This is a genomic window from Sporomusa intestinalis, assembly GCF_055383785.1.
Map to the genome: position 1 here is coordinate 2,219,483 of NZ_AP042390.1, position 16,821 is coordinate 2,236,303.

At 49.1% G+C, this 16,821-nt stretch carries 17 protein-coding genes and 1 pseudogene; all 18 read left to right on the forward strand.

The annotated features are described in order from the left end of the window. Positions 1-13 precede the first annotated feature (13 nt). Complete coding sequence (locus tag ACZ481_RS10155) at positions 14-274, forward strand: hypothetical protein (RefSeq protein WP_464770029.1); 261 nt, start codon at positions 14-16, stop codon at positions 272-274. Continuing rightward, entirely contained in the window at positions 274-666 is a 393-nt protein-coding gene (locus ACZ481_RS10160) for a hypothetical protein (RefSeq protein ID WP_464770030.1), read from the forward strand. Before ACZ481_RS10155 ends, ACZ481_RS10160 begins: the two co-directional genes overlap by 1 nt. A 4-nt stretch (positions 667-670) precedes the next feature. After that, positions 671-1,204 carry a hypothetical protein gene (locus ACZ481_RS10165; RefSeq protein WP_464770031.1) on the forward strand — a complete coding sequence of 178 codons (534 nt, stop codon included), beginning with the start codon at positions 671-673 and terminating at the stop codon, positions 1,202-1,204. 10 nt (positions 1,205-1,214) lie between these two features. Next, positions 1,215-1,715: a hypothetical protein gene (locus ACZ481_RS10170; protein WP_464770032.1), complete on the forward strand. Its 501-nt coding sequence runs from the start codon at positions 1,215-1,217 to the stop codon at positions 1,713-1,715. 16 nt (positions 1,716-1,731) lie between these two features. Then, entirely contained in the window at positions 1,732-3,918 is a 2,187-nt protein-coding gene (locus tag ACZ481_RS10175) for a discoidin domain-containing protein (protein WP_464770033.1), read from the forward strand. Positions 3,919-3,923: 5 nt separating this feature from the next. Then, positions 3,924-5,228, forward strand: a complete 1,305-nt coding sequence (locus ACZ481_RS10180) for a CBM96 family carbohydrate-binding protein (RefSeq protein WP_464770034.1) — start codon at positions 3,924-3,926, stop codon at positions 5,226-5,228. A 14-nt stretch (positions 5,229-5,242) separates the two neighbouring features. Continuing rightward, positions 5,243-7,324 carry a portal protein gene (locus ACZ481_RS10185; protein WP_464770035.1) on the forward strand — a complete coding sequence of 694 codons (2,082 nt, stop codon included), beginning with the start codon at positions 5,243-5,245 and terminating at the stop codon, positions 7,322-7,324. Then, a complete protein-coding gene (locus ACZ481_RS10190) occupies positions 7,317-7,460 on the forward strand; it encodes a hypothetical protein (RefSeq protein ID WP_464770036.1) in 144 nt (47 codons plus the stop codon). Before ACZ481_RS10185 ends, ACZ481_RS10190 begins: the two co-directional genes overlap by 8 nt. Positions 7,461-7,492: 32 nt before the next feature. Then, positions 7,493-8,572: a hypothetical protein gene (locus tag ACZ481_RS10195; protein ID WP_464770037.1), complete on the forward strand. Its 1,080-nt coding sequence runs from the start codon at positions 7,493-7,495 to the stop codon at positions 8,570-8,572. Positions 8,573-8,616: 44 nt separating this feature from the next. Further along, positions 8,617-9,570, forward strand: coding sequence for an SU10 major capsid protein (locus ACZ481_RS10200; protein ID WP_464770038.1), 954 nt, complete (start codon positions 8,617-8,619; stop codon positions 9,568-9,570). Between the two features lie 64 nt (positions 9,571-9,634). After that, complete coding sequence (locus ACZ481_RS10205) at positions 9,635-9,934, forward strand: hypothetical protein (RefSeq protein WP_464770039.1); 300 nt, start codon at positions 9,635-9,637, stop codon at positions 9,932-9,934. A gap of 2 nt (positions 9,935-9,936) precedes the next feature. Then, on the forward strand, positions 9,937-10,482 hold the full coding sequence (locus ACZ481_RS10210) for a hypothetical protein (RefSeq protein WP_464770040.1): 546 nt from the start codon (positions 9,937-9,939) through the stop codon (positions 10,480-10,482). A 15-nt stretch (positions 10,483-10,497) separates the two neighbouring features. Then, a complete protein-coding gene (locus ACZ481_RS10215) occupies positions 10,498-10,989 on the forward strand; it encodes a hypothetical protein (protein WP_464770041.1) in 492 nt (163 codons plus the stop codon). Between the two features lie 3 nt (positions 10,990-10,992). Beyond that, complete coding sequence (locus tag ACZ481_RS10220) at positions 10,993-13,500, forward strand: tail fiber domain-containing protein (protein ID WP_464770042.1); 2,508 nt, start codon at positions 10,993-10,995, stop codon at positions 13,498-13,500. 12 nt (positions 13,501-13,512) lie between these two features. Then, positions 13,513-14,196, forward strand: a complete 684-nt coding sequence (locus tag ACZ481_RS10225; RefSeq protein ID WP_464770043.1) for a hypothetical protein — start codon at positions 13,513-13,515, stop codon at positions 14,194-14,196. A 15-nt stretch (positions 14,197-14,211) separates the two neighbouring features. After that, complete coding sequence (locus ACZ481_RS10230) at positions 14,212-15,660, forward strand: hypothetical protein (protein ID WP_464770044.1); 1,449 nt, start codon at positions 14,212-14,214, stop codon at positions 15,658-15,660. 3 nt (positions 15,661-15,663) lie between these two features. Beyond that, the gene (locus tag ACZ481_RS10235) at positions 15,664-16,722 is read left to right on the forward strand and encodes a hypothetical protein (RefSeq protein WP_464770045.1); all 1,059 of its coding nucleotides are present in this window, start codon (positions 15,664-15,666) and stop codon (positions 16,720-16,722) included. Further along, a pseudogene (locus tag ACZ481_RS10240) lies at positions 16,715-16,798 on the forward strand (hyaluronate lyase N-terminal domain-containing protein); the annotation flags it as partial. The gene ACZ481_RS10235 and the pseudogene ACZ481_RS10240, both read left to right, overlap by 8 nt. Positions 16,799-16,821: the final 23 nt, after the last annotated feature.

Genomic DNA, 16,821 nt, shown 5'->3' on the forward strand with positions numbered 1-16,821 from the left:
GGAGGTGGTTAGAGTGAAGATTTATCTTGGTGTGATGTATGATGCGTTTGAAGGCGCTACAAGCATTGCCAAAACTTATGCTTATAATGTGGTGAGTATTGAGGTGGTAAATGATTCGACGCAGGAAAACCCACAGGAAATAATTCTTGATGTGGGTTACACGCTTGTCCGGATTAAGCAGGGCGAAAAGTTCAATGAAGTCATTATCCCGACGAAAACATTCTCTATTCAGGCCACAGGCCCGTATCGTTGTCTTGTCAGGGGGGCTGGGTAATGGGCTGGGAGACACTAAAATGCAGGGGTGATGGGTACAGTCAGCAAAAGGCTATGGTATTTTTAGTAGCTGATATGCCGGTTGGCCCTTATGAGACAGAGGTTGCCTTCCCCTGGCTTGGCCGTATTCAGCAGGTACAGGTTAATGCGCAAGCACCTAGTGCCGTTGATACAAAGTTCTATGTTGAGCAACAAGGCAAAGTCGAGTATCGGGCGCAAGCAAACAACTGGCAGCGGGTAGATGGCCAGTTGTTTGTTTTGCCAGCCGGTGAGGTTTACACAGAGCTACCAGTCACCGGCTCTGTGATGCCAGGCGATGTGTTCAGGCTCTATTGTGCGGAGGGGGGCACGAGTAGTTTAACAATCCAAATTATCATAACACTGGAGGAATGAGAAAATGTCAGAACCGATTATCTCTCTTAGAAGTACGTCGAATCCAGCTACGGAGATTACCTCTTGGCCGGTTGGGGTGGTGACTGCAGGTGAGTCTTCAGTCGTATTGGCGCTGGATATTTGGAATAATTACGGTGGCGCTGCCGATGTAAGCAATATGCAGAATGTCAAGATCACGCTCAAGGATTCTGGTGGTGGTGATGGGCTGGATGTTGTGCGGCAGAAGTGGACTCAGGTGAGAAATATAACTAAGAATGAAAGTGAGTTTATTGCTATTGGCGGCACTCACGGGGTGCAATACGCGGATGCGGGCACTACTGGCTATGAGCACCCGCTTAGTGCCGTGGGGACGGCAACCGGCGAGATTGGCGGTTACGCTAATGATGGCAATCCGTCTGCTACAGATACGAAGCGAAATTTTGTTTCTTTGCAGTTGGTCATGCGGCCGCCGCTAAATGCTAAGGCCCTGGGCAAGGATGCCCAGGGGAACGCGATACCGCGCAATTTTTTGGTTAAGTGGGGTTATCAGTACACATAAGGAGACCTATATGCAAAGGTATTTTTGGGAAGCAACGCTGAACAATGGCGAACGGCTGCGGGAGGGGCTGCATCCTTTTAGTCGAATCTCGCAGGAAAATCTTGTCCGGCTCATGCTGATTGGCCCACAGGACACGGTGTTTTTTGATATGGCGGCCGGGGTTCTGTATTTGAATGTATCTCCTATTCGCCTGCAGTTAGGGGAACGGAGTTTATGCGGCCGGCCAGATGATTATTTTACTTTTAAACACGCCGAGTTTTGCGCCGGCGCGGGTGGTGTCGGCAATCGGATTATACAGTATGATATTGGCTATACGCGCCAGGTGGATGATTGCCGTGTGAAGATCGCGTATGTGTTTCCGGTGGCCGGACCTGGCTATTTACAGCTGGAGCTTACGCCAGAGCATGATATCTGCCGTGAACTGAGTGTGATGTATTGCAGCGCCGAGTTTAAACTGCCGACTGAATTGCCCGGCGGGCAGACCTGGCAGATTGAGTTTAATATACGATAGTTAGAGGTGAGGTGAAATGTCAGACACCATTGTGCGCATTTTAGACACAACTGAGGGCTACGGCGGCAGCTTTGAGATCGCTACAGACCTGTCTGTCAGACCCTGTGCCGTGCTCCCGGAGGGCGTGGATTCCACTGTAATTACGACGACGGAGGCTACCCGGATTCCGCTGGCCCGGCGGGCTGGTATTATTGGGGTAAATGTGGAGGGGTCTGGGGCGCGGGTATTGGTTAGTTTTGATGGGGGGGAGACGTGGTTAAGTAATAAGGTTTTTATTGGATATTCACCTGATCAAAGCGGTACTGTAAATATGATTCCGGTAATGACATCGAATACTGCTCCCAGTGGAGTTGCTTCTGCAAGTAGTGAAAACAGTACCTCAAATCAAGCTTGGAAAGCTATGGATAACAATAAAGATACTTTTTGGATATCCGTTGGTGCAGGCAGCGCTTGGATTCAGTATAAGTTTAGCAGTGGTATAGTTGTAAATAAATATAATATAGATAACTCAGGTGCATCCGCAGGACCTACACCTAACTCATGGAGTTTTTTAGGAAGTAATGATGGGACTAATTGGACAATTCTTGATACGCAAACAGATCAAGCAAATTGGTCAAGTTCACTAAATAGAAGCTATAGTTTTCCTAATCAGGCAGCTTATTTGTATTATCGGTTAAATATAATATCGTCTCTTAATGGTGCGCAAATTTATTTAGGTACTCTTGCACTTTATGAAGCCTTGCCCCTTTATGGCTGGGGTCCTGTTGATATCAACGAAATCGCTGAAAAAGGCATGACGCCGGAAGAAATCAGCACTATTACGCAGGCCCAGTGGCAAGAGGTGTTTCAGCCGACAGGGATTGATTTTGCGGTGTATTTGGATGATAGTTTGAGTAGTTATGGTGATACCAATATATATCCTGCTACAGTGGTAAAAACTGTATCATATAATGGGTTTTACGCTTATTCTTCAGAATATATCCCCGAAGACATGGTCATAACAGCAGTAAATTTGCAGAGGTGGAATAACAACACGGTAGGGACATATGTATACCTATATTCTGGAGGGGGACTCTATGCCACGGTAGTGCCAAATCCTAGCAACAGCACCACTGTATGGTGGTACAATACGCAAATGAAAGCTATTGACAAAGTTGTTTGGGTGGCACCAAATGTATCAAGTTCAAGCTACGCTGTTATGTTTAAATCGGAAATATATGCAACGAAAAAGATAGCTTATCTCAAATCCATCACAGTAATCCTGCCCGAAAACTACCCGCCGGCCATAACCGATATCCACATTACTCCGGACACTACCCACAATCAGGATGTCGTGCTAACCGCCACCATCACTGATGCCGAGGGTGACGAAGCCTTTTATCGGATACTGGTGAATGGTGAGCCCTTAACGGCTTATGCTAGCAATGGTAGTAGTTATCCTATTGCGGAAACTATCCCCAGCGATCGGCTGATTGTTGGCACCAATGCGATCGACATTCAGACCAAAGACGAAGGCCAGGAAGGAACACCCTATACCGTGTATGTTACCCGGACCAATGCGCTGCCGGCTGTGGTCGGGGTGTTAAACCGGCTTGATTTTACGGCAACCATCATGGATGCGGACGGAGACTTTGTACGGTATCGGGTAAAAGTCAACGGCGAGCCACGCACGGAGTGGACAGCCTATGCCATACCGCCGATAAATGTGGCTTATACTTTGCATAAGCTGGATATCCTTGTTGGCTACCAAAATACGCTGACTTTAGAGGTGCAGGACAGTTTAGGCGAGGTAGCTGTTACTGATTTTGATTTTGTCGGCCAGTATTATGGGCTTTTGTTCGAGGACCAGGATGGTCCGTTTGCTGATGATAAGGGGAATGTCCTCCGGTACTTGGATTTTGGTGTTATGATTGCCGGGGCCAACAGCTCTCCGCAAGCGATTAAGCTCAGCAATACCACTGGGCAAAACCTGCAGTCCCTAACAGTAACCGCTGATTCTATGCCCACTATCCCGGGGATGGAGCAGCCGGAGGTTACAGTGGAATTTGATTCTACGATGGATTTTACGCGTCCGGTAACTACAATGCCGGTTCTGATGCTTAACGATGGATCAGCGGCTGACTTTTGGGCTCGTCTCAAAACAGACCGCAAAAGCCGGACAGGCGGTGTGTTTACGCTCCGGGCTAAAGGCGAGGTGACGTAAAGGTGATGCAAAACACCATGCAGGCCCGGTATGCGATTCAGCGGCCGCCGGTGTATGCGGCAACAGCCGATACGGTTATAGATGCTTTTGTCAATTCGGAAAATCCATATATGAATTACTGCCGGGAGCATGAGATGCTTAGTCAGCAGGGGAAGCAGGTGGCTTTCTTGTCATTCTCAGCCCCGGCGGTGCCGGAGTACGGCGAAACGATTGGCGCTATATTAAAGCTGAATAAGCTTACTGAGGCCACATGCACTTTGCAGATATACGCATCCCCAGAGTTTGATGAATATAGTCTTACTTGGGACAATCAGCCTGAGCAGGGTGAACTTATACGCACCATTACCCTAACTGGCGTAGGCGAGCAGCTTATTGACTTGTCTGAGGCTTATTTTAGTTTGTGGGCAGAATCTCTTTGGATTACTATTGCTATTGAGGCGGATGTATTTACTCGCCTAGCGACGGCAGAATCGGCTACATCACCAGCTTTTATTTTTGAATATGAGGATACCCGTGTTGCGCAGGCCGGTATGCGAACGCTGCCAGGGAATATTAGTATACTACGGTTAGCGGAAACCTATCTGCCAGGTAGTGTGATCATTGACGGTAAGAACCGGTCCTTTAACTTACCTGGATCGTTATGGATTATTAATAGGGTCCAGATGCGGGTTTTGTATGGCAGCCTGGTTGTAAGAAACCAGCGAAATCTTATGTTACTAGGTACTATTGCTATTGAGCAGTATATTGGCAACAGGTATCTGCCGGGGGCTGTGCAGATTCGGCGCAATGCCTGGAGACAAATGGTCGGTAATATTTATGTGCGGGAGTTTGCGGGTAGCGTCGACTTGCCGGGCTCTATTATTGTTCGCGCTAATGCATTGTCGGTATTGTCCGGTACGATGGTGATTCCGCAATTTATGGGCACAAGGGAGTTACCTGGTTCTGTTTTTATCCGTGCCTGGGGGCAGGGGCGATTACCCGGTTCTATAGGTGTTCAAACCATTGACAGCGAAGCGGTTTTACCTGGCTTGATTACCGTTCGCGAGAATCGTTTTTTACCAGGCAGTATTACTTTAAGGTGTGAGGCGGCAGCCATTTTATATGGGTATATGGAGGTTCGCGCGGCTATTGTGCTGCCAGGGAGTATTCTCAATGTTATTCAGCCATTCTTACCCGGCTCTATTGTTGTTCAGGCGATAGGGCAAATCGTCTTGCCTGGCAATATCGAAGTCAAAGCCCGCGATATCGTAGTTTTACCGGGCTGGATTACGGTTGGGGATATAGCAAAAGGCTATGTATTTATCATGTAAGGAGGGGGTGAAATATGGCAAAGGCTATACGGCTCAATGCTGAGCAGGAAGAAAAGTTGATGGACTATCTCAAAAACCGTCATTTGGCAGCCCAACGCTATTATGAGGAAGAAATTGAACCCAAGGTAGCGGAGCGCATTGATATTTATTATGCCAAAGAAGCCTTCTACGCCAAAATGTTTGAGCGTCTGTCAGAGGTGTCGAGCCTCACGGCGTCCGATGTGGCCGATACGATCGAATGGGTGATGCCTTCGCTCATGAAAATATTCTTCGGCGGCCAGTCGATCATTCAGATCCAAGGCACGCAGGAAGACGATGTGACGAATGCCGAGACCATGCAGGAATTGATTGACTATCAGATCCAGCGGCGGAATAAAGGTTTCCTGAAGTTCCATAACTGGATGAAGTATGCGCTCATTACCAACATGGCCACGACGAAATGTTATTGGGAACGTGAGACAAAGCCGGTGGCCTATGTGCAGCAGATGACAGTGGAAGAAATGGACTTGCTGCAGACACAAAAGAAGAATGTCCAGATACTTGAGGCCGAGGAGATTGCTCCTGGTCTTTTTAATGTTCAGTGGCAGGAGGAGAAGGTAATTAAAAACCAGCCGGTGATTGATTTCCTCCTGGCCAGCGAATTTCGGTTTGCACCGGATGCCCGGGATGTGGATGACCTGGACTTCTCCGAGCATGTACAGGCTGTGACCCTGGATGCTATTCGGCGCAAGGTGAAGGCCAGCGAATATCGGAAGCTGACCGAAGACGATGAGAAGAAACTGGATGCCCTGACCTATACCCGGCTTGATGAAAAGACACGGCGCTTTACCTATCAGCAAGATTGGGATGCCAATGATGACACGCCCAACAAGAAAGTTGAGATCCGCGAGACCTACGTTAAGTATGATGTAAATGATGACGGCTTGCTAGAGGATATCATTGTCTGGTGGTCTGGCGACATCTTGCTGCGGATTGAGGAAAACGCTGTTGGCCGACATCCGTTCTTTTCGTTGTCACCGACGCTGGACCCGCATCAGTTGTTTGCCGAGCGCGGCTTTAGTGAGATGATTGCTCAGATTCAGCACCTTAAGACGGCGCTGCTGCGGCTACTGGTCTACAATATCACGCTGGCCAATACGCCGCAGGCGGCGGTGGACATGACGAAGTTTCAGGATATCGATGACCTGCTGGAGGGCCGGCAATACTGGCGTGTCAACGGCGATCCCCATAACGCGGTATTCCCGATTCCGAACAGCCAGATCCATCCGCTGACGATGCCTTTCATGGAGTATTTGGAGGGACAGAAGGAAAACAAGACTGGAATTACCCGCTATAACCAGGGCACTGACGGAAATAGCCTAAATAAGACGGCCACCGGGGTATCAATGATCATGGGGGCAGCCAATCAGCGGCTGGAGTTGATTGCCCGGATATTTGCCGAGACAGGCTTTGTGCAGCTGTTCAAGTATATTGCGATGCTCAATCAGATGTACATTGATGATGACACTACCATCTTACTTACGAACAAGACGCTGCGGATTAACCCGGCAAACTTGGCTGGTGATTTTGATTTTGTTATTTCGGCCGGCATTGGGACGGGGACGAAGGAGACGAATGTTCAGCAGTTGCAGTTATTACTAGGTATGTATCCGCAATTGCTGCAGATGCGCATTGCCACTCCGGTCAATGTGTATAACTGCGTCAAGAAGCTGATTGAGGAGATGGGCTATAAGAATTCTGATGACTATGTCACCGATCCCGAACAACTGATGCAGCAGATGGGACAAGAGGAGAAGGGACCGGAAGTCAAGACGTCAATGTCATTGCGTATTGATTTTGACAATCTGCCGCCTGGCGTAAAGGCTCAAATACTTCAGGATCATGGCTATCAGGCAACTCCGGATGAGTTTGTAATGAATATGGATTTGCAAGCAGCGGCCAAGGCGGCAGAGAAAGGAGGGGTGCCGATTGGACAGGGAGCAGAAAGCCAAACTGGAGGCCCAGGTGCTCCAGGGGGAGACGGCGGCGCAGGTCTTGGCCTGGACGCGCTCTTGGCTGCAGGAATACCGCCAGGGGCTGCTCAAGGTATTGCCTGATACACCGGATGAGCAGGTAGTAGCCTTGAAATATAAAGCGGTGGCCGTGGGGGAGTTTGTCCATGCGCTGGCTGCCGCTATAAACGGGGGGAAGGTAGCGCAACAGGTTTTAGATGCTGATAAGGGCGGCGAATAGCCGTCAATTTTATTTGGGAGGAATGAGCAACCATGGAAGAATTTAAGCTCAAAATATTTGGCCTGCAAGTTTTCGCCGAGGCCGAAGGGGAAGGCGGCGAAGTTGCGGGCACCGGCGGCCAGGAGGATATTGATGATACTGATATTGACCCTGGCGATGATGTAGGGGAGGACAATGAGCCTACCGATGATCCACTGGCGCTACCCGGCAAGCTTGGTCTTAAAGATGGCCGCCTGGAATATATCGACGAAAGCGGGGACGATGACGCCGGCAAAGGGGGTGAGAAAGAAAAGCAAGAGATTGGCACCGAACAACAGAAAGCTAGCGAGGATGATGACGGCGAGAAGAAGCCGTCTTTTTATTCGCCCGCAGAACTTTCGCTTGCCGACATTACCAAGCTTGACCCTGCGCGGATTCCCCCGGAGGCTATGCCGTTCTATCGGGCTTTAGTTGCGAGCCAGGCTAAGCAGCCTGAAACTAAGGAACCCGAGAAGAAGGAGAAATCTACAGAAGAAGCTGAAGTCGCGTCAGATGTCACCGATGCAGCGATGCAGGAAGTGGCCAAGATTCTTGAAAAAAAAGGCGAAGAATATGACCCGTTCTCTGCTGAGCACCAGGCGCTGCTTTTCCAGCAGATCGCGAAGCTGGACCGGGCGAAAGCTGATGTTGCTACGCAAACCCAAGCCCGGGAAGCTAAGCAAAAACAGACAAATGAGTTGTTTGCTGCTGAGGTTGCGGCTACACGGAAAACAGACGGCGCTGATTTTGCTGGCATTGACAAGTTGGCGGCAGAGCACCTGCAGACACTGCCTTATCAACAGGCGGCCCCCATTGCCGCCGCTATTCAGCGGCTCAGTCAGAATCAGCTTACCAAAGAAGATATTCCCATAATTAAGGGATACTGGGAAGAGTGCCGGCGCGAATATTTCGCTAAAAAGACCGGAGTAGGCAAGGAGCCAAAGCAGGTTCCGCCTCAGATCTTAAAACCCAGCAATGACAAGGAAGTTAAAGAGAAACTAAATCCCAAGGAGATTGGGAAAATGAACCAGGATGAACGCATTGAGTATTACAAGCGTACTGGCTTTGCTGATAGGATTGCCAATCTCGGCTAATGCCGGGAACAAATATAAAACAATGATTAGGAGGAATGACAATAATGGCTAAAGGATCTCATAGTTATACCACTGTCGGTACGGTAGAGGATATTTCAGATTTAATTACTAACATCGCCCCCGACGACACGCCGCTGCTGACCATGTTTGGTAGGGGCAAGGCGGACAATACCACGGTATCGGAACTAAATGATGCGCTGCCGACCCCTCAAAATGACCCGCAGTTGGAAGGGTCCGACTATGTGCCGGAGGAAGTGGATGCCCGGTCCAGAATCGACAATCATACCCAAATCTTTGACCGGGTGTTCTATATCACGACGACCCAAAAGGCGGTCAAGAAATATGGCGTCAAAGACGAGGTTCTGTATCAGTTGGACAAATACATGAAAGGCATTGCCATGGACCTGGAGGCTGTTTTAGTCACGTCGGATTCGACTGCCCAGCATACCGCGTCTGTCCCGGGCCGGATGGGGGGCATTCCGTATTTCAATACGGTCAATGTCATTGACACGTCTACCCGGACGCCGGCCAGCGTGTTCGATGAAGAAGGCTTCAACGATGCTATTGAAAAGGCATGGACGGCCGGCGGCAATCCCAAAATCGCTGTCATGTCGATGAGTGAAAAACGAAAAGCGAATAATACTTTCGGGGCTGATTCCGGTACTTCCAAGCAGCGGAGCCAAAAAGAGAAAAAGGCGATTGCCCCGCTGGACTTCTATGAATCGGATGCCGGTGTTATTAAACTGATGCCGCACCGGATGATTAACCGGGCGGTTGATCCCGGTACCGGCAAATTGGGTGCGCTCAAGACTACAGGGCGCCGGGTGGAAATCATTGACCCGCAGTATTTCAAGCCGGCATTTCTGATCCCGTTCCATGTCGAGGAATTGGGCAAGAAGGGCAAGCGGTTTGAAAAGGCAATTACCGGCGAGGTGACGCTCCGGTGCCGGTCGAAGGAAGCGCATGCGGCGATGACTGGGATTGGTACTGCCGGTTAATTTTATCAGTGCGTATGGGGAGGGGAAACCCTCCCTGTTAATTTAGTAAGGAAGGTGTTGGCGATTGATTGTTGGGCAAGAGATCCGACAGGAAGGCAATAAAATTATCCTGACCAACCATGTTGATGATACCGCGCTTAGGCAATATTGCCATGAAGAAAAGAAAATTATCGGTAAGGGTTTTACTTTGGATAAAACAATGCGTAAATTCGGCTCTGTTACTCCTGCTCTTCTGCAGGCAGATCCCTTGCTGCGCGAAGGATTTCAGGCGGAAATGGCCGGTGACGATCAATGGGCAGACCGCTGCTACCGTTTATTTTTCCGGCTTAATCCGGAGTATCGCTGCTCTGAAGGTGGTATATAGTTATGACTGTTGAGCAGCTTTTGCATAAAGCCCGGTTTAAGCTGGGTGATACCTATAAGGCTAAAATCAGTGATTATAGCTTGCTTGATGCTCTGGAAAGTGTGTTGACATTAGTGTCGACAGCGCTTGACAGTATTAGCTCCAATCTCTTAGTTAAAAGAATTGCAGTGCCGCTGGTGGCAGGCGTCGGCGAGTTGCCGGCGGACTTTCAATCGTTGGTGGCAGTCGAGGATGGCTGGCGACATGCGCCGCTCCATCGCAAGCCGGGCCGCGGTGAATATCAGCTGTTAGGCAATGAAATATATGCAGATGCGGCAGTAGTAAGCATTTTGTACAAACGCCATTTGCAAGTCACATCTGTATCGGACAATGTGCCATTACCTGATGCTTTTACTGAACTCATGCTTCAATTTATGCAGCTTATCCTTGACGATCCTGCTTCAAAATCCAATGATGAGTTATTATCTATGATCGCTCCGGCGGTTTATCGTTTAGCTGCTGGCCGGGAACGGACCGAGCTACGCCAGCGCTTGATTTTCAAAGTGTAAAGGAGGTAAAACCCTATGTCAAAAGCGAGTATCCTTATTACCCGGGCACGGATGCGGTTAAAAGATCCGGGCGAGAATAAATTCTCCCGGTATGAAATGCTTGACTATTTCAACGATGCAGTGGACTTTATTTCCATGGAACTCATTGCCCAACAAGACCCGGACCTGATTTATGAAATCAATCACACTAGCGGCGAAGCTCTGCCCGACAATTTTGTGGCGTTCGCCGGCCAGCATCCTGTTTACACGAAAAACGGCCTGACTTATGCTACGGATACGGCTGCTACTTTGACAACCATCCGCTATTTTGGCAAGAAGGATCGGGTGGAGGACGTCGAGGTCAATGCCCCGTTTCTCTCTATGTACGATCCGGTACTTGTGCAGCTGATAGTTATATTCGCTATGAACCGGGACACCGGAGGTATGCCTCAAGATGCGGAAATTCTGAATCAGATCCGGCAGAATATCGGTGTGATTAAGCAACAGCAGCAGAAGGCCCAGGGGTAAGGTATGGCGACATGGATTAAGAATTTTAATTTTCGCGGGGAATGGAGCAATGCGGCTACCTATACCGTGAATGATATCGTGCTGTATGAGAATGCTTTGTATATTTGCCGGTCGCAAAATGTGAATGTAGTGCCGACGACGGAACCGACATGGCTGCTGTTTATTAAAGGTGGGCCCGGCAAATATGTTATTGTGGATGAAGAAACAGGGACCATTGCGGTTGGAATTGATGTCGAGTTTGAGTCTCCTGGAGTAGCAGCAGCGAAGGATAGTATAGCGATGGGTACTAGAGTTAGAGTAATAGGAGCGGATAACTCTATCGCAATGGGTACTGACAGTGTAGTCTTAGCACAAAACTCAGTAGTAATCGGACCTGGCGCACGGTCAACAGGCAATTGGGGAGTAGAAGACGGGAACGTGGTTATCGGTAAGAACAGTGGCACACCAGCGTCTAATACAGTAATCCTCGGCACTAATGCCTTTGTAAGCAGTGATAATAGTATAGCCATCGGTAACTACGCAGCAATTAGTACTGAATCCGGGATTGCTATAGGTCAGAATTCTGCTGTGAATGCTCCGTATGCTATTGCAATAGGTAAAGGTTCAAACGCTACTCATGATGATTCTGCAATCGCTATAGGTCGTGAGTCTTTTACTTCTGCCGGCCGCGGTGTGGCATTAGGAGTTAAATCATACTGCGTTTCTAATGACAGTGTCGCTATAGGTTCTGAAGCTTACTGTTCCAGTGAGCAAGGTATTTCGATAGGGTATAAATCATATGTGGTCGGTGATCATGGTGTAGGTATCGGCATAAATTCAATGGCCACAGGTTCCTATGCAATTTGTTTAGGGGCTGAGAATAAGGGTAACGGTGCTGAGTGCATTTGTGTCGGGCGCAATAATGAAAACTTTGGAGCGCAGTCTATAGGAATTGGCAGGGACTTGAAAGCCTATGGCTCTACGGGTGTGGTTATTGGTAAGGGCAGCGCACATTTCCAAGGTAATGGGGTAGTTATTGGCGTTGGTAACGCAACGGGCCATGGTGGCGGTATGTCCTGTGTAGTTGTCGGGGATACGTCAGCAGTAAATTACGATGGTGAGCGTTGTATCGCTATTGGCAAGGAAGCTCTGTCTGGCGGAATTATGGATGGAAGCAATAATGGTACTGATAATATTGCTATTGGGTATCAGGCTATGGGTGGGGAACGGGCTGAAAATATAACGGGGAGTAATAACATTGCTCTCGGAAAAGAATGCCTAAAGGATTTGACGACAGGATCAAATAATATATTCCTGGGCACGAATGCAGTTGATGATAACGGGTCCTATGCCGATAAATCCGGGCGTGTTGCTATAGGGCATGAAGTTTCGTGCGAAAAGAATTATGCTATCGCTATTGGGGCAAACTCTTCTGCTGTGAGAGGTGAAAACGCTATTTGTTTAGGGAAATCGGCACATACTGGTGCTGATGATACTATAGCCATTGGGAATAACGCATCAGCGTATTTTGACGCTGCGGGAATAGCAATAGGTAAAGATTCAGCAGCTGGAGCTGCTAATTCAATCGCCTTTGGTGTTAATAGCCACATTGGCGGTGATAGTTCAATCGCAATTGGGAAGCAAGCCAATTCTAATGGCATTCGATCTTTATCTGCTGGTGTTAGCTCTAATGCCGGTGGTGATGATGCCATTGCTATAGGAACAGGGAGCAACGCCGGGAGTCAAAATTCTGTTGCAATAGGGCGGGGTAGTAATTGTACAGGTGAAAAAGCAATTGCTATTGGATACGGCGCAAGTACTTCAGGTGCTAACAATATCACCATAGGAAACATTAAATCAGCAAATTCTATAGGTGGAGAAAGCAACGTAGTTATTGGAAATGGCTCATCTTCTTCGGGAAATCAAGCGGTCATTATAGGTAACGACATTTCAGCATCAGCTTATGATACAGTTTATATTGGAACAGGTGCCGGACATAACAGTTATGGCGAGAATACTGTAGCCATTGGTAAGAATGCTCTAGCTTCCGCAATAATGTATTCCAACTGCACCGGCCTAGGTGCCAACTCCGCAGTCACCGGTGACAACCAAGTCCAACTCGGCGACTCCGCCACAACTGTATATGCCTATGGCGCCATCCAGGATAGATCAGACGAGCGCGACAAGGCTGACATTCGAGACACCGAACTGGGTCTCGATTTTATTTTGCATTTGCGGCCTGTTGATTTCCGTTGGGACTACCGGGAGGACTACCGGGAAGACCAAGAAAAAGACGGCAGTAAGAAGCGCAGTCGCTATCATCATGGCTTGATTGCCCAGGAAATCCAACAGGTCATCTCAGACACGGGTGTCGACTTTGGGGGTTTCCAAGACCATAGTGTAAACAGCGGCAAGGATGTACTGAGTATCGGCTATACAGAGTTGATTGCGCCGCTTATCAAGGCCGTGCAGGAACAACAGCAGATAATAGCGGCACTGACTGCGAGACTTGAGGCATTAGAAGTTAAGTAAGGGGGTGATACCTTGCTGTCAGATTCTTTTTTTGGGACAGGAAATTTCTCCAAAACTATTTCATTTTACGGTACGGCGGTAAATGCGTTTAATAACGGCGACGCGGAAATGATCATCGTTGCCGGCGAGAACAATGAATTTCGGCTCTATCCGGGCGTAGAGCTGAACGCGGAAGAATTATCCCCCTTTACTACCGTAGAGATTACCGCCACAGGTCCCTGGGAGTGCATCATCCGAGGCCGGCCGGCCTACGATACCGGCACTTCCGACCTTATTAGCGAAATTCGCATTCTTATCCATGATGTTGACAAGCTGGAATACCCGACAGATGAAGATTTGCTGCCCCATATCAATCAGGCCATTACCTTTTTGAGCAAGCAGCTGATTGCCGCCGGCAGCTTGATCATGGTGCAGGAAGACATCTTTACCGACGATATGCCTGTACCCTTGCTCTTTGAAAAGACTTGCGGCGAATATCCGCTGCGGGTGTTGGGCGGCAAGGTCAAAATGCGGTCTCCGGGCGATATGACGGTGCAATACTATGCGCACAAGCCCCGGATTAAGGCGGTGACCGACAGTGTTGACTTCCCGGCACAGTATGTCAGCGCCTTGGCATATGTGGCGGCCATGTTCGCGCAAAACAAAAACGAATTTGAAATCCAGCAGGATGAAGGCCTATTGGCCAAATTGCTGTAAGGGAGGTGGAGGTCTATGCCAAAACTGAGCAATAAGCATGGCGAGAGGGCGCAAGTGCTGACCTTCGCCGACTTTACCGGTGGTCTGCGCAAAGACATTGCCCCTAACTCGGAAAAGTTTCTGCCGAATATGCTGCAGGAAGCCACCAATGTGGAAATTGACTATTCTTCCGGCAAACTAAAGGTAGCCGCGGGGCTGGTGCCGGTAGTTACGCTGCCGGCAGCGGCGGATACGTTGTTTTACAATTACAAGGATAATTATTTTTTGACGAATTGTGGTCGAAGTTTATATAAGCTCCGGGGGTATTTGTCGCCCAATACAACGCCGGAGCTGATCGGACAATTGAAAGGGATTAAGCGGCCAGCGTATGCGGTGTATGGGCCGTATACGGCAATCGTATCCGGGAACAGGGTTCAGTACGTGGACTATTTTAATGCGTTTAACATGGCGTCTGGTTCGCCGGTCTCGGACATGTGCTATGTGCGGGGCGGCCGCCTGGCCACAAGCAATACCGGCAGCGATATTGTTTATTTCTGCGGGGTCGGGGACATTGAAAATTGGAATTATGGCACAGATAACCTCCAGGATGCCTGGTATGCGGAGGTCGGCTACCAGGACGGTGGCGGCATTGTGGCCGTTAAACAATTGTTTGGTAATGTAGTTGTTATAAAACGATCAGGCAAGACCTTCCGTTTAGTCGGTGACTATAACTGGGATGTGTATGATGGCCCGGAGGGCGTATATGTGGCGGGACCGGAGGCGATTCGCTTTGCCGGCAATGGCTTGTATTATGTTGGTAAGGACGGGTTTTCGGTCATGGGCTTTAATTCTGGAGAATATGGCACGCTCCGGTCGTCGGAGGTAGGGGCGGCAGTTAACCAGGATTTGCTGCAAGGGGTTAGCCAGAATGCAAAGATATGGGATATACAGCCCAAGAAGCAGCTTTGGGTACGGACGGATGATATGGGCACAACCTACCTATTTCATTACTTTTCCGGGGTGTTTACGGTGCGTAAATTCAGTATCCCGATTTCGGATGTTTGCCTTGTGGGCAATACGGTGTACGTGCTGGCTGGGGATACCATCTACCGGCTAGATGAAACGGCTGACACGGAGGTTAGCGGCAATCTGATCCAGATTGATGTGGAAGGTAAACTGTATACCACGATCAACGACTTTTTGATTAAGCGCATTGCCGCGTCGGTCGATGCCAAAAGCGCGGTATTGGCAAATGTAGCAGTTAGTAAGGTGCAACTGCCGATTGGCTATACGGCGGAAAGCCCCTATGTGCATGATTCCACTGGCTATCTGCATGACGCCAACCATCCGCTGTGGGCGCTGACCAGGACCACACCGGCCAGCAAGCGGCAGATCTACCGGACCAAGGAATTTTCAATGAGAGTTACTTCTGTTAAGGGGACTTTTGCGCTGAATGACGTTAAGGTTGAGGTAGTGGAGGTGTAGCACTTGGCAACTAAACTGGATACCCATGTCACAGCAGAGGCGATAGAACGTAATTTCATCCTCCTGAACCGGGCGCTGAAAAGTTACGATGACCAGATTGCCGCACTACAGGAAGCAGCGGGAGCCGGTAATGAGGAGGCGGAAATTACCGAGGAAATCAATCAGTTAATTAATCAAAAAATGACGGAGATCAAGAAATATGCGGCTAATCTGCTGCAGGGGAGTTTGTCCTTAGATAATTATCTGGGGAGTCGCGCCCAGATTTCGGTCAAGGATTTTATCCGCTTCAGTGTGGTGAATGATAATGACGAGCAGCGGCTTGTTTTTCAGATAGCCGGTGGTGAAGAGGAAGATATGGAACCGGGTTTTTCTATTATCGATCAGGAGACAGAAGATGGCCCGGTGTATGGTAAAATCCGCTTCGGCAACGCGGAGCATGAATTCTTAATGGAGTTTCAGGATAGTACAGGGCAAACAACCACTTTTAAGCAGGACGCGGTCGGCATGTCCTTTGCCATACAAGTCGCAGAATCCACTGCGGCTTTTTTCTGTGATGCGGCTGACCAGAAATGGAAAATCTCCTATAACGATATTGCGTTCGAAATAGGAGACATGCGTAAGTCTGAGTATGATAGCAACGATGATGGTAAGGTAAATGCTGCTGACCATGCTGACTTTGTACCCTGGGAGGGTGTACAGGGCACGCCGACTACGCTGGCGGGGTATGGGATAACGGATGCCTATACAGCAGGGCAAGGGGAAGCACTGGAAAGTATTGTCGCCGATCTGGGCACGACACTAGTCAACGAAGTGAACCGGCTTAATCAGGCCGATACCGAGAATACTGCGGCTATAGCGCGTGTGGCGGCGGACCTTGCCGCGTTTGAATTAAGTGATTTACAGGATGTGGATGAAACGGTTTTGCCGGCTAAAGGCCATGTGCTTGCTTTTGACGGTGCGAAATGGAGGCCGGGTGCCGTTGAACGTAATATTGACGGCGGAACCAGTGCAAGTGTGTATTTGCCGATACAGAGGATCGACGGAGGTGGAGCTGGTGGCTGATATTATACAACTAAGGCGCGACACGGAGGCAAATTGGACTGCGGCTAATCCCGTATTGGCGCAGGGGGAGCTAGGGATTGCCATAGACTTAGTACCACC

Excerpts from the sequence above, each read along its gene's own strand:
- ACZ481_RS10180 (WP_464770034.1), top strand. The coding sequence starts at position 3,924 with ATGCAAAACACCATGCAGGCCCGGTATGCGATTCAGCGGCCGCCGGTG.
- ACZ481_RS10230 (WP_464770044.1), top strand. The coding sequence starts at position 14,212 with ATGCCAAAACTGAGCAATAAGCATGGCGAGAGGGCGCAAGTGCTGACC.
- ACZ481_RS10215 (WP_464770041.1), top strand. The coding sequence starts at position 10,498 with ATGTCAAAAGCGAGTATCCTTATTACCCGGGCACGGATGCGGTTAAAA.
- ACZ481_RS10185 (WP_464770035.1), top strand. The coding sequence starts at position 5,243 with ATGGCAAAGGCTATACGGCTCAATGCTGAGCAGGAAGAAAAGTTGATG.
- ACZ481_RS10165 (WP_464770031.1), top strand. The coding sequence starts at position 671 with ATGTCAGAACCGATTATCTCTCTTAGAAGTACGTCGAATCCAGCTACG.
- ACZ481_RS10220 (WP_464770042.1), top strand. The coding sequence starts at position 10,993 with ATGGCGACATGGATTAAGAATTTTAATTTTCGCGGGGAATGGAGCAAT.
- ACZ481_RS10170 (WP_464770032.1), top strand. The coding sequence starts at position 1,215 with ATGCAAAGGTATTTTTGGGAAGCAACGCTGAACAATGGCGAACGGCTG.
- ACZ481_RS10160 (WP_464770030.1), top strand. The coding sequence starts at position 274 with ATGGGCTGGGAGACACTAAAATGCAGGGGTGATGGGTACAGTCAGCAA.
- ACZ481_RS10195 (WP_464770037.1), top strand. The coding sequence starts at position 7,493 with ATGGAAGAATTTAAGCTCAAAATATTTGGCCTGCAAGTTTTCGCCGAG.
- ACZ481_RS10210 (WP_464770040.1), top strand. The coding sequence starts at position 9,937 with ATGACTGTTGAGCAGCTTTTGCATAAAGCCCGGTTTAAGCTGGGTGAT.
- ACZ481_RS10200 (WP_464770038.1), top strand. The coding sequence starts at position 8,617 with ATGGCTAAAGGATCTCATAGTTATACCACTGTCGGTACGGTAGAGGAT.
- ACZ481_RS10175 (WP_464770033.1), top strand. The coding sequence starts at position 1,732 with ATGTCAGACACCATTGTGCGCATTTTAGACACAACTGAGGGCTACGGC.